11 protein-coding genes are annotated in these 12,657 nt (G+C 71.9%); 6 read left to right on the top strand and 5 right to left on the bottom strand.

Features of this window, described 5'->3' with window-relative positions; translation table 11 throughout:
• Nucleotides 1–15: 15 nt before the first annotated feature.
• From ACS04_RS30825 to ACS04_RS30805, 5 genes are read right to left on the bottom strand one after another with little or no spacing between them, the layout of a single operon-like run.
• Entirely contained in the window at nucleotides 16–1,284 is a 1,269-nt protein-coding gene (locus tag ACS04_RS30825; protein ID WP_048480113.1) for an ATP-grasp domain-containing protein, read from the bottom strand.
• A gap of 10 nt (nucleotides 1,285–1,294) precedes the next feature.
• Nucleotides 1,295–2,560, bottom strand: a complete 1,266-nt coding sequence (locus ACS04_RS30820; RefSeq protein ID WP_048480112.1) for a DegT/DnrJ/EryC1/StrS aminotransferase family protein — start codon at nucleotides 2,558–2,560, stop codon at nucleotides 1,295–1,297.
• A 55-nt stretch (nucleotides 2,561–2,615) separates the two neighbouring features.
• On the bottom strand, nucleotides 2,616–3,419 hold the full coding sequence (locus ACS04_RS30815; protein WP_048480111.1) for an SDR family NAD(P)-dependent oxidoreductase: 804 nt from the start codon (nucleotides 3,417–3,419) through the stop codon (nucleotides 2,616–2,618).
• Nucleotides 3,416–4,141 carry a cupin domain-containing protein gene (locus ACS04_RS35580; protein WP_053081047.1) on the bottom strand — a complete coding sequence of 242 codons (726 nt, stop codon included), beginning with the start codon at nucleotides 4,139–4,141 and terminating at the stop codon, nucleotides 3,416–3,418. The genes ACS04_RS30815 and ACS04_RS35580 overlap by 4 nt, the downstream gene beginning before the upstream one ends.
• Complete coding sequence (locus tag ACS04_RS30805; RefSeq protein ID WP_048480110.1) at nucleotides 4,141–5,274, bottom strand: 2-deoxy-scyllo-inosose synthase; 1,134 nt, start codon at nucleotides 5,272–5,274, stop codon at nucleotides 4,141–4,143. Before ACS04_RS30805 ends, ACS04_RS35580 begins: the two co-directional genes overlap by 1 nt.
• Nucleotides 5,275–5,465: 191 nt before the next feature.
• Between ACS04_RS30805 and ACS04_RS30800 the strand changes: the two genes are divergently transcribed.
• From ACS04_RS30800 to mpaD, 6 genes are read left to right on the top strand one after another with little or no spacing between them, the layout of a single operon-like run.
• Nucleotides 5,466–6,287, top strand: a complete 822-nt coding sequence (locus ACS04_RS30800) for a 2OG-Fe(II)-dependent halogenase WelO5 family protein (RefSeq protein ID WP_053081046.1) — start codon at nucleotides 5,466–5,468, stop codon at nucleotides 6,285–6,287.
• Nucleotides 6,288–6,307: 20 nt separating this feature from the next.
• The gene (locus tag ACS04_RS30795) at nucleotides 6,308–7,558 is read left to right on the top strand and encodes an ATP-grasp domain-containing protein (RefSeq protein WP_053081045.1); all 1,251 of its coding nucleotides are present in this window, start codon (nucleotides 6,308–6,310) and stop codon (nucleotides 7,556–7,558) included.
• A gap of 35 nt (nucleotides 7,559–7,593) precedes the next feature.
• Complete coding sequence (locus ACS04_RS30790; RefSeq protein WP_048480109.1) at nucleotides 7,594–8,793, top strand: ATP-grasp domain-containing protein; 1,200 nt, start codon at nucleotides 7,594–7,596, stop codon at nucleotides 8,791–8,793.
• On the top strand, nucleotides 8,790–9,977 hold the full coding sequence (locus ACS04_RS35575) for an ATP-grasp domain-containing protein (RefSeq protein ID WP_107438750.1): 1,188 nt from the start codon (nucleotides 8,790–8,792) through the stop codon (nucleotides 9,975–9,977). The genes ACS04_RS30790 and ACS04_RS35575 overlap by 4 nt, the downstream gene beginning before the upstream one ends.
• Nucleotides 9,978–10,003: 26 nt before the next feature.
• Complete coding sequence (locus ACS04_RS30780) at nucleotides 10,004–11,359, top strand: MFS transporter (protein WP_048480108.1); 1,356 nt, start codon at nucleotides 10,004–10,006, stop codon at nucleotides 11,357–11,359.
• A gap of 48 nt (nucleotides 11,360–11,407) precedes the next feature.
• Nucleotides 11,408–12,634 carry a daptide-type RiPP biosynthesis aminotransferase gene (gene mpaD, locus ACS04_RS30775; RefSeq protein WP_245236625.1) on the top strand — a complete coding sequence of 409 codons (1,227 nt, stop codon included), beginning with the start codon at nucleotides 11,408–11,410 and terminating at the stop codon, nucleotides 12,632–12,634.
• The last annotated feature ends 23 nt before the right edge of the window (nucleotides 12,635–12,657 follow it).

Below are 12,657 nucleotides of genomic sequence, written 5' to 3'. Positions count from 1 at the left end.
GGGTGCGTCGGGCGGTCAGGCCAGCCGGAAGGCGTCCTCGGCCAGCTGCTCGACGACCTGGTGGTCGGCGAGGATCTCGGCGTGCGAGGCGCCGGAGTGGAACACGCGCATCGGGCTGGTCATCAGGTCGACGGTGGGGACCAGGTCGGTGCCCGCCGGGCGCCGGACCACGACCTCGCGGACGGTGGGCAGGGCGGCGATCTTGTCAAGCACCCCCTGGTCCACTTCGCTCACCCGGCCCGAGCGGCGGGTGGCGACGTTGTGCACGACCGCCTCGTTGCGCTTGGGGTACACGGTGCCGCCGTGGCGGGCGGTGAACTCGGCGGGCCGGGCGTAGGCGAGGGCGGCCAGCCGGGCCGGGTTGGTGCCGCTGAACTCCTCGTGGTGGGCGGGGTTCATGTTCCCGTTCAGCCGGGCGCCGATCTCGACCAGGGCCGGGCCCGATTCGGTCATGATGACCTCGGCGTGGCCGGGGCCGTGCGCGATGCCCAGTGCGTCGAGCACCTTCAGCACGTAGCCGATCAGGGCGCGGACGTGCGGGGCGTCGGGGTCCTGGAGCACGTCCAGGTCGTAGACGGGCCGGCCGGACGGCAGCAGCTTCTTGTCGTAGCGCCACACCCCGCACACCGTGTGCTGTCCGTCGGCGCTCACCGTGTCCACGATGTACTCCGTGCCGTCCAGGTAGGACTGGACGAGGACGTCGGTGTTGCGCTGGTCGTACATGGTGATGCCGGCCAGTACCGCCCGCGCGGCCTCGGCGACCTCGGCCTCGGAACGGCAGACGTAGACGTTGTCGGAGGAGGACGAGCTGCGCGGCTTGACCACCACCGGGTAGCGGCCGTGGGCGCGGGCCCAGTCGGTGGCGGCGTCGGGGTGGCCGGCGAGGAACTGCTCGGCGCAGTGCAGTCCGGCCGCCCGGACGGTCTCGATCATGGTGAACTTGTCCCGGCGGGCCGGGGACTTCGCCGTGCCGTTGGTGGCCAGTCCGAGGCGTTCGCTGAGCAGGTCCGCCAGCGGGACCCCGGGCTCCTGGCCTGCGAGCACGGCGACCGGGGCGTGGGCGCGCAGCCGTTCGACGGTGGCGTCCACCGCGTCCGGACCGGCGCACACGAACGTCTCGCGGTATCCGGACAGGTCCGGCGGCACCATCTTGGCCATGAACTCGGCGGTGCTCTGAACGTGCAGGGCGTCGACCCCGAGCCGGGCGAATTCGCCGACGTAGGCGCCGGAGTTGGAGTAGCCGTCGACGACGACCACCACCGGGGCGGCGGATGTGGCGTTCATGGGGTTCCTCTCATCGGCCGAGGTCGGCGCGGTGGTCGAGCAGCTTGCGGAGCGCGGCCACGATGTCGTCGGCATCGCGGCGCTCCCCCAGCAGCGCGCTGTGGTGGAAGGTCAGGTGCCGGGCGGCGGCCAGCTCGCTGACCGGCAGCCGGTGGCGTGCGGGATCGGTCCGCCGGCGGTGGTCGGCGCCCAGGTCGAAACGGCGACGGCTGTGCGGCCGGTACAGGGGGGCGCCCGGGATCGCCGGGTAGACGGGCTTGACCGGCAGCCCCAGTTCCGCGGTGAGGGCGGCGCCGGCCGTGGGGGCGTCGACGCCGTCGAGGTCCCGCGGCAGCCGGAAGACGAACCCGAAGTAGGTGCGCCGTTCGGTTCCCGGGGAGGTCCGCTGGGGGGTGAATCCGAGGTCGGTCAGCGCCTTCTCCAGGACGGAGGCCTGCAGGGCGCGCTGCTCGTTGTACCGGTCCAGCTCCTCCAACTGGGCGATGAGCAGGGCGGCGTGGAACTCCGACAGGGCGCGGTTGCTGCCCATCACGGTGCCGGTGCTGACCAGTTCCATCTCGTGGAGGGCGGGCGGCCGGTCGGGTTGGTGGCGGCCGTCGGCGCGCAGCTCGGCCATGCGCAGCGCGAGCTCGGCGTCGCCGGTGACCGCGGCGCCGCCCTCGCCGCAGGTCAGCACCTTGGTGTGGTGCATGCTGAACGCCCCGGCGCGGCCCATGGTGCCGGCGCGGGCGCCGCGGTAGACCGCGCCGTGGGCCTGGGCGGCGTCCTCGATCAGGACGAGATCGTGGCGTCGGGCCAGGTCGCGCAGGGCGTCCATGTCGGCCAGGGACGAGTACAGGTGGACGACCACGAGGGCCCGGGTGGCGGGAGTGATGGCCGCCTCGGCGGCGGCCGGGTCCATGCACAGCGTGTCGGGGTCGACGTCGACGAAGACCGGCACGGCGTTGACGCCCAACACCGTGGAGGCCGAGGCGACCCAGGAGAGGCCGGGGACCAGGACCTCGTCGCCCGCGCCGATCCCGCAGGCCTCCAGGGCGATCATCAGGGCGGCGGTGCCGCTGGCCGTCGGCACGCAGTGGCCGGTGCCGTTGTACCGGGCGAACATCCGGGCGAAGGTCCGCTCCTTGGTGTCCGTACCGCGGTACGGGCCGCTGATCGACCAGCGCCCGGAGTGCAGGACCTCGGTGAGCTGTTCGGCAGCCCGCTCGGCGGGCCGGGGCCACAGCGGCCAGTCCGCGGTGCGCACCGGGTCTCCGCCGTGCACGGCGAGGGTCATGGCACAGCCTTTCGTGCGGGTCGGGGGTACGGAGTGGGGTGTGCGGGGGCGGGGGTCAGAGCAGGCCGCGGACGGTGCCGCCGTCGACGCCCCAGACGCTTCCGGTGACGAAGGAGGCGGCGTCGGAGGCCAGGAACGTGATCACCCGTGCCACCTCGTCGGGTTCGCCCATCCGTCCCAGGGGCAGCTGCCGGCGGCTGAGCTCATGGCGGACAGCGGCTTCGGCGTCCCGGCCGTGCAGGTCGCCCAGGGAGTCGGCGAAGCCGCCCGGGCGGGTCCACAGCGGGGTCCATACCGGGCCGGGGGCGACCGCGTTGACCCGGATGCCGGGGCCTTCGGACAGGGCCAGGCTCTTGGTCAGGCTGATCAGGCCCACCTTGGAGACCTGGTAGTCGACGGGCGCGGCCTCAGGCTGGCGGGCCAGGTCGGAGGTGTTGGTCACCACGCTGCCGTGGCCCTGGGCCCGCATGCCGGGCAGCACCAGGCGCAGCGCCCGTACCGCGCTGAGGTAGTTGATCTCGAAGGTGGCCAGGTGGTCGGCGTCGGTGAGCTCGTGGAATGACCGGGCCAGGCACTGGCCGACGTTGTTGACCAGGACGTCGGCCGTACCGCCGAAGTCGTCGAGGACTGCGGTCACGCCGGCCGTCACGCCCTCGGCGGTGGAGAGGTCGGCCACGTGCACGGTGACCTGGGCGCCGAGGTCGCGGATCTCCTTCTCGACCTCGGTCAGCCGGTCGGCGTCCCGGTCCACCAGGCCGAGCCGGGCGCCCTCGGCGGCGAACGCACGGGCCGTGGCGGCGCCGATGCCACCGGCCGCGCCGGTGATGAGCACCCGGCGTCCGTCGAGTTCCAGCTTCATCGGACCGTCACCTCGGTGCTGATCAGGGAGAGCGGGCCGGCCGCGCGGACGGTCCAGGGGGTGCGGGGCGGCACGGCGAGCGAGAGCCCGGGGCCGCCCGCGTGCCGTTCTCCGGCGACCACGAACTCCGCGCCGCCGTCGAGCACGTGCAGTACCTGGGTCCGGTCGGTGTGCTCGGCTCCGGCGACGGCCTCGCCGTCGGGCACCTCGACGAGGGTGAAGGCGTGCCAGTCGCCGGTGAAGAACGGGCGCAGGTCGACGCGGGCCCGGCGGACGCCGTCCGGGGCGGACAGCAGGGCGGGGACGTTGAGGTGGGCGGGCTCGGCCGCCTCCCCCTCTCCGGGGAAGACCTCGACGACGAAGAAGTGCATCTCCTCGTCGGTGCGGTTGGCGATGGAGTGGGCCGCCCCGATCGGGGTGGTGACCAGGTCGCCGGGGCCGGCGTGGATCTCCTCGTCGTTCATGGTGACCACGGCCCGGCCGCGGACGATGTAGTAGATCTCCTCGGTGCGCAGGTGCACGTGCTCGCCGACGGAGGCGCCGGGGGTGAGGACCACGTACTCGACGCAGTTCCACTCGCCTTCCAGGTGCATGCCGTTCATCAGCATCTTCCAGCGGCACACACCCTCGCCGCCGACCTGGCGGTGGGTCACGGCCAAGCCGCTGGTGTCGTTGACGATCGGGCCGAACGGGGACCGCTGCCCGCGGACGACGGTCGCCATCACGCCACCTCGCCGGCGATCGACTGGACACCGAGGCGGACGATCGCCTCGGGCACCTGGGTGATCTGGGCGCCGCCGGGGCGGTGCGGCTTGCCGAGGCCCTCCAAGAGGATCAGGTCGCGGGTGCCGGCGGTCGCCTTGACGTAACCGCGCTTGTTGTCCAGGGCGATGGTGCGCATGACCGCTTCGACGCTCACGCCGGCGGGCAGCACGGTGGGCGCGCCGTTGAGGGCGAGCAGGGTGCGGTGTGCGGCCTCGTCCTCGGCGGTGAGGAGGCCCAGTTCGCGGGCGATCCGGGCGACCGCGAGCATGCCCAGGCCGATGGCGTAGCCGTGCCGCAGCTCGCCGCCGGTGAGCAGTTCGGCGGCGTGGCCGATGGTGTGGCCGTACTCGAGGATCAGGGCGTCACCGCGCTCGGTCTTGTCGTCCCGCATCACGGCGCACTTGGCCTCGACGCACAGGTCGATGAACCAGGCGAAGTCCTCGGGGGTGTATTGCGCGTCGGACCGGAGCCGGGCGGCGACCTCGTCGTAGCGGTCCGGGACGATGCCCAGCACGTTCTTGATCATTTCGCAGAGGGCCGAGCGGATCTCGTCCGCCGGCAGCGTGCGCAGGAAGTCCAGGTGGTTCCAGACGAACACCGGGGCGTAGAAGGTGCCCAGGTGGTTCTTGCCGACGCTGGTGTTGACCGCCTGCTTCAGCGACAGGACCGAGTCGGACATGGCCAGCAGCGTGGTGGGCACGTGGACGAGGCGGATACCGCGGAACACCAGGGCGCTGAGCAGGCCGGCCATGTTGCCGACCAGGCCGCCGCCGAGGGCGATGACCACGGAACGGCGGGTGATGCCGGTGGGGATCAGCCGCTCGGCGAGGGCGGTCACCACGTCGAGGGACTTGGCCTTCTCGTCCGCCACCGCGGTCAGCACGGTGGTGGGTGCCACCTCGCCGGCGCAACGGGCGATCCCGTCGATCTGGTCCTGGGTCAGTCCGGTGTCGGCGACGATCACGAAGCGGTCGGCGTCCAGGCCTTCCAACTTGCGTGTGAGGGCGCCCAGCGATTCCGGTCCGTGTCCGACGGAGAACCCGTAGCGCACGTCACCGAAGCGGACTTCGCGTTCGGTCACGGTGGTCATTTCAGCCAGCAGAGTCACAACTTCCCCGTTCACTGGTTCGCTCGTGGGCCTTGAACGTACCAACGCCTGGCAATGTTTGGCAACCCATCCTCCGAATACTTGCCAGGTGTTGCCAACACGTGGCAGTGTGGTGGAAACGAAGCCGGGGGGCCGCACCGCCTGGCACGCCGTACCGGCAGAAGGGAACTGGGGTGACCGAGCAGGCGACCGAGAGTTGGGGCCGTATCGTCCACGACGTCGAGCGCGACGGGCACATCGACGGAGCAAGCCTGGTCAAGGGCTTGGTGGACGGCACGGTTGCCGTGGTGGTGCTGCGCAACCTGCTGCCTGAGGCGGAGTTCGCGAACAACCGGGAGCGGCTCGAGCCGGTCTTCGGCCAGGCCTCGACCACGCAGTACACCAATGGCAGTCTGACCACCATCGGCCCGTACCTGGCCAAACACCTGGCCGAGCCGGACACGTACTTCACCGAGGCCCGCAAGGCCAACGAGTTCACCGCGTCCCTCGGCGTGGACCTCGGCGAGCGCACCCGTCAGCGGCTGGCCGAGGTCCTGGGCCTGAAGCGCTTCGACACCGAGGCGGAGCCCGACGGCCGCAGCTACGCGCAGCAGAACGTCCGGATCTACGCGGACAGCATCCGCACACCGCTGCACAACGACAACATCATGCGCGACGCGGCCGGCACCGGCCTGGCCCTGGCCTCGCTGCGCCACCAGCTCAGCTGCGTGGTGTGCATCCAGGAGTGCGAGACCGGCGGTGAGCTGCGCATCCACCGCAAGCGGTGGACCGAGGCGGACAACGAGTACAAGATCGTCGGCGGCCTCGGCTACGACGAGGCCGTCACCGACGGCGCCCCGGCCCACGAGTTCAAGCCGCAGGCCGGCGACGTGTACCTGCTGAACCCGACCTTCTACCACTCCATCGAGCAGGTCTCCGGCTCCGACCGGATCACGATGGGCTTCTTTTTCGGCTTCTACGACGACGAACTCGCCGAGGCCGTCTCGTGGATCTGACCGCTCGGGAGGAACGGGACGTGAACGAGAACATCCTGGTCATCGGATCCGGCGACCAGCACTTCCGCGAGTACGCCCTGCGCGGTCTCGCCGAGCGCTACTCCGTGCTGCTGATCGCCCAGACCCCGCTGTCCTGGCAGGCGCCGTACGTGGCCGACCACCGGGAGGTCGAGCTCGCGGACAAGGCGCAGGTACTGGCCGCGGCCAAGGACCTCGCCGGCCGCCACCGGGTGGCCGGCGTGCTCACCTGGGACGAGATGCAGGTGGCGGTCGCCGCCGAGGTCGGCGCCGCCCTGGGCGTGGCGACCATGCCGGTGGAGGCCGCCCGGGCATGCCGTGACAAGGGCGCCCAGCGGGAGGCGTTCGCCGCGCACGACGTGCCGTCCGCCCGGTTCCGCCTGGCCGGCACGGTGGAGGCGGCCCTCGCGGCGGCGAGGGACATCGGCTACCCGGTGGTGGTCAAGCCCCGCGGCCGGGCGGCCAGCATCGCCGTCCAGCTCGTCGGCTCCGACGAGGAACTGCGCACGGCCTTCGAGTTCGCCCGCGGCTCGGAGAACTCCGCCATCGAGGACGGGCTGGTCCTGGTCGAGGAGTACCTGCGGGGCCCCGAGATCAGCGTCGACTGCTGGGTGCTCGACGGCCGGGTGGAACCCTACGCCGTCGCGCTCAAGCGCACCGGCTTCCCGCCGTTCTTCGAGGAGGTCGCCCATGTGGTCGGGGACGTGCTCGACGCGGCCACCACCGCAGCCGTCCGGGACGTGGTCGTCCGCGCCCACCGGGCGCTGGGCATCGACCGCACCGCCACGCACACCGAGCTGATGCTCACCGCCGACGGCCCGAAGATCATCGAGGTCAACGGTCGGCTGGGCGGCGAGCTCATCCCGTACCTGGCCGAACTGTGCGCGCCCGGCTTCTCCGCGGGCGAGCTGCTCGGCTCGGTGGCCACGGGACGCGCCCCGCGGACGGTGGCCGAACCCGGCCGGCTGATGGGCATCCGGTTCCTCTACCCCCCGCACGGCATGGTCTTCCACGACCTCGACCATCCGGCCGCACTCGCCGACGAGCCGTGGGTGCAGGAGATCCGCCGGGTCACTCCCCCAGGTCTCGAACTGCACCTGCCGCCGAAGCAGTTCCTGGGCCGCGCGGGCTTCGTGATCGCGTCCGGGGACAGCGTGGCCGCGGTGGACGAGCACCTGCTGGCGCTGGCGGACAAGGTCTCGGTGGTCGGCACCCCGGTCGACGGCACCCCGCCGGACGGCCCGGACCAGTGACAACGTACGACGATTCCTCAGATGGAGGCAGGCAGATGTCCAAGGCGGTCATCTTCGGCGAGTACAAGCTCGCCCGGATCCTTCCGGAGCTGCGGGCACGCGGCTTCGAGGACGTGGTGGTCTATTCGGCGGTCGACTTCGACGGGTTCGACGTCGAGGTCAAGCGCCTCGGGCTCGACTGGTCGAGCGCGGACGTGCTCGACGTCCTGGAGCGGGAGCGGGCGGACGTGGCGATCGCCAACCCGTATGCCCACGGCCAGGAGCAGCTCCCCCTCGTCTACGGCGAGGCGGCCGCCAAGTGGGAGGGCCACTTCCTCGCGCACTCGGCGGAGTTCGCCGAGGTCGCCTGCGACAAAGTGGTCCTGCACGAGACGGCGGTCGCCCGCGGCTGGCCGGTGCCCGAGGGCGCCGTGTGCCGCAGCGCCGACGAGGTGCGTGCGGTCGTGACCGAGCTGGGCTTCCCGGTGGTGCTGAAGGAGGCGCAGTCCCAGGCGGGCGACGGCCGGTTCTTCGTGGCGTCGGCGGCCGACCTGGACGGCGTACTGGCCGGCCCGCTCGGCCTGCCGGTGATCGTGCAGCGCTTCCAGCAGGGCTTCGAGTGCGGCGTCGAGCTGATCAGTGCCGGCGGTGCGCAGCGGCGCTGGCCGGTCGCCTCGCTGGGCAGCCTCGACACCGGCCTGGACCCGTCCTTCCGGGCCCGGGTCATGCCGTTCGCGCTGCCCGAGCGGGCCGCCGCGGGCCTGGAGCGGCTGGTTGAGGACATCGAGCGCAACCTCGCCCCGAACGGGCCGTGGCAGATCGACTTCGCGGTGGTCGACGGCGAGCTGTGCCTCTTGGAGATCAACGCCCGGCTGGGCGGCCTGTCCGACCTGGACTCCGTCGCCACCGGGACCGACCCGCACGCCGTGTTCGTCGCGGCCGCCCTGGGCGAGGAACTCCCGCCGGTCGCGCAGCGCGCGGTCGCCATCGAGCTGCCGTCCACCGAGGCGCCCGGCAACCCGCTCCCGGCGGAGCCCACGGGCAGCAACCTGATGACGGTCACCGCCCGTACGCCCACCAACCGGTGCTTCATCGACAGCGACCACATGCAGGTCATCGTCACCGTCGACGACGTCGCGGCCACCAAGGAGTGGATCGCCGCGCTGTCGGCCGCCAACCTGCTGCGCTGCAAGACGGAGAGCGCCTACGCCCAGCTGGACGCGGCGCTGGCGACGTTCGGGGAGGCCCGGCGATGAGGGTGCTGATCGCGGGACTCGGAGAGAAGAAGGAGTTCGGGCTGCGCTCCCTGCGCGACGCCGGGCACTTCGTCGGGGTCATCGACCTCGCGCACCGCATCCCGGTCAGCATGGTGGACTGGTGGCGGGCCGGGGACCGGTTCTCCGTCGAGTCGATGCTGGCCGCCGCCCGGTCCGCGGACTTCACGTGGGACGCGGTTGTCTGCTGGGAGGAGCTCTCCACCGACCTCGCACGTGAGGTCGCCGAGCGGCTCGGGGTTCCGGCCACGCGCATGCCGGCGGGTCACTTCCGGCACAAGGGCGTGATGCACGCCCGGCTGCGCGAGCTCGGCATCCCGACCCCGCAGCTCGGGGTCGCGCACACGCTCGCCGAGTGCGCGGACCTGATCAACGGCCGCTACCCGGCGGTCGTCAAGCCCACCGACTACGGCGGCAGCGGCGGCGTGCGAATCGTGCGGGGGCCGGAGGAGCTGCCCGAGGCCTTCGCCTTCGCCCTGGAAGCCGCGCGGGGCGGCCAGGTGGCGGTCGATCGCTACGTCTCCGGCACGGAATACAGCGTCGAATCGGTCACCTGGGCCCCGGGCAAGACCGAGGTCATCACGGTCACCGAGAAGCACCTCAGCAAGCCGCCGTACTTCGCCGAGGTCGGCCACGTGGTCCCGGCCGTGCTGCCCCCCGCCGAACGCGAGGAGCTGGAGCGGGCGGTCGTACGGGTGCTGGACGCGCTCGGTATGGAGGCCGGGGTCTCGCACGCGGAGTTCCGGCTGACCCCGGATGGGCCGGTCCTGATGGAGGTCGCCGGACGCCCCGCGGGCGACCAGGTGCCCAGGCTGGTGTCGCTGGCCACCGGCTGGAACCTCTACCTCGCCGAACTCGCCGCGGTGGCGGGGAGCACGGTGTCGCCCGAGGCGCCCGCGGCGCAGTGCGCCGCCATCCGGTTCTTCAACGGGGACGGCAGGACCCCCTTCCGGCACCCGGTGACCTTGGAGAACTCCCTCGCCGCGCCGTTCGCCGGAGTGCTGCGGGAACTGTCCTACTCCGAGCCGGAGGGCGCGGTCACCGATGCCCCCCGCGGCATCGGGGGGCGCAACGGGCACGCGGTGCTGGCCGGTTCGGCCGAGGAGGTCCGCGAGGCCCTGCGCGTCCTGGACGACGGACGGCCCATCTACCAGGGCGCCGAGTAGCCGGGACCCGTGGAAGGGACGAGAACGTGCTGAACCTGGAAGCCGCGCCGAGACCGGGTCTGTGGCGCAACCACGATTTCCTGCGCCTGTGGTCGGGCGAGACCGTCGCCCAGATCGGGGCGCAGGTCACCCAGCTGGCGCTCCCCCTGCTGGTCCTCGGCGTGCCGGGGGCCGGCGCCGCGGAGGTCGGCCTGGTCTCCGGCGTGCAGCTGCTGCCCGCCCTGTGCGTGACGCCGCTGGCCGGTCTGCTCATCGACCTGTGGGACCGGCGCCGGATCCTGCTGGGGGTCAACCTCGGGCGGGCGCTCGCACTGACCCTGGTGCCGGTGCTGTACCTGACCGACACCCTGTCCATCGCGGCGCTGTGCGCCGTCGCGTTCGTCGTCGGCGCCTGCACGGCCGTCTTCGAGGTCGCCTACATCGCGTACCTGCCGGTCGTGGTGGAGCAGGACGACCTGGTCGAGGCCAACAGCAAGCTGCAGGCCTCGTACTCGGTGTCGCAGATCGGCGGACCGGGTCTCGGCGGCCTGCTGACCAAGGCCCTCGGTGCCTGGTTCGCGATCCTCGCCAACGTCGCTTCCTACCTGGCCGCCTTCGTCCTGCTCTGGTCGATCCGGCACCGCGAGCCCGCGGTCGGCGGCGACACGGCGGCGGACCGACCGCGGCTGAGCGACATCCTCACCAGCTTCGCCCTGCTCTGGCGGCACCGGGTCCTGCGCGTGCTGACCTTCCAGGCGGGCTGGTTCAACTTCTGCGAGCAGGCGATCCTGACCCTGTTCCTGGTGTACGCCGTCAAGGAGCTGGAAATGGACGCCGGCGGGGTCGGCGTCGTCCTCGCCCTCGGCGCCCTGGGCTCGCTGCTCGGCGCGATCGCCGCCAAGCGGCTTGGTGAACACCTGGGTTTCGGCTCCACCCTGGTCACGGCGATGGGCGTGGCCTCCTGCGCCCCGCTGCTGCTGGCCCTGACGGGCGGTCCGGGCTGGGCGGCCCATGTGCTCGCGGTACTGGCGTTCGGCCTCTACGGCTTCGGCCTGACGATCTACAACGTGCACGTGGTCGCGTTCCGGCAGTCGGTCATCCCGCTCGCCGTGATCGGCCGGGCGACCGCCGCCTACCGCATGCTCACCTACGGCCCCTTCCCGCTCGGCGCGTTCGTCGGGGGATTCCTGGGCGAACGGATCGGGCTGTGGAACTCGGTGCTGGTCACCGCGGTGCTCTCGGTCGTGGGCTGGCTGCTGTTCGCCCTCGTCGGCAGTCGGCACATCCGCGCGGCGGAACCGGCCGGGACCCGCGCGACCGACGCGGCCCGACCGAGTGCCAAGACCCCCGAGACCCCCGAGACCGGCAAGACGCGTGAAACGCGTGAGACGCATGCCGTCTGACGGGCTCGTACGACTTCTCTCCACCTCACACGAATGGGAAGACTTCACATGACCACCACCACCGCGCACCGTTACCCCCTGTGGGAGTCGCTCGTCCTGCCCAGCCGCTACGGGCGCCCCGAGGTCCACGGCATCGGCTGCGAGGGCAACCGGGTCCACTTCGCCGACGGCACCTCTGCGCTGGACGTGATGAGCGGCCTGTGGAACGCCAACCTCGGCTACGGCAACAAGGCCGTCACCGAGGCCATCACGGAGTGCCTGAACACCGCGTCCTACCTGCCGCTGTTCCGCGGCGGGCACCGCCTCGCCGAGCAGGCGGCCACGGCCCTGCTCGGCGTCAGCGGCCCCGACCACTTCGGCCGCGTGCTGTTCTCCACCTCCGGCGGCGCCGCCAACGACGTGATGATGAAGCTGGTCCGCCACTACCAGGCGCTGCGCGGCGAGGAGAACCGCGACATCGTCGTCGGCCTCAAGGGCAGCTGGCACGGCCTGACCTACGGCAGCTTCGCCCTCACCGGCCAGCCGCTGGGCCAGGACGTCTACCGCATCGACCGCAGCCGGGTCCGGCACGTCAGCCACGAGGGCGCCGGCGACCTGACCGAGCTGCTCGCCCGGGAAGGCGACCGGATCGCCGCCGTCGTACTGGAGCCCGTCCTCGGCACCGGTGCGCACCCGGTCTCCCAGGAGCTGCTGGACTCCATCGAGGAGCTGCGCGCGCAGTACGGGTTCCTGGTGATCGCCGACGAGGTCGCCACCGGCTTCGGCCGCACCGGCGCGTACTTCGCCTCCCAGAACTGGCCGTTCAAGCCCGACATCATGATCACATCCAAGGGTCTGACCAACGGCACCTGCGCGGCGTCCGCCATCGTCGTCTCCCACGACGTCTGCGAGACGTTCGAGGCCACGGACGCGGTCCTCTTCCACGGCGAGACCCAGGCCGGCTCCCCCACCAGCTGCGCCGCCGTCATCGCGACCATCGCGGAGATGGAGCGCCTGGACGCCGTCGCCCTGGCGCAGAAGCTGTCCCTGAAGCTGGACGCCCTGCTGGAGGAGATCTCCGCCCACCCGAAGGTCGTCGAGACCCGTGGCCTGGGCTGTTTCCGCGGCATCCAGCTGTCCGTCCCCTCGGACCCGCTGACGGCCGCCGCCCGCCGGCGCGGCCTGATCGTCCAGCCCGGCACCGACTTCATCATGCTGGTGCCGGCGCTGACCTTCACCGACGAGGAGTTCGAGGAGCTCGCGAGCGGTCTGCGCGCCGCCCTGGACGAGATCTGAGCGCGTCGCCCCCGTAATGCCGG

The sequence above is a fragment of the Streptomyces roseus genome, assembly GCF_001044425.1.
GTDB classification, from domain to species: Bacteria; Actinomycetota; Actinomycetes; order Streptomycetales; family Streptomycetaceae; genus Streptomyces; species Streptomyces roseus.
Note: the sequence above shows the minus strand (reverse complement) of the source record. Positions and strands in the feature narration are given on the sequence as shown.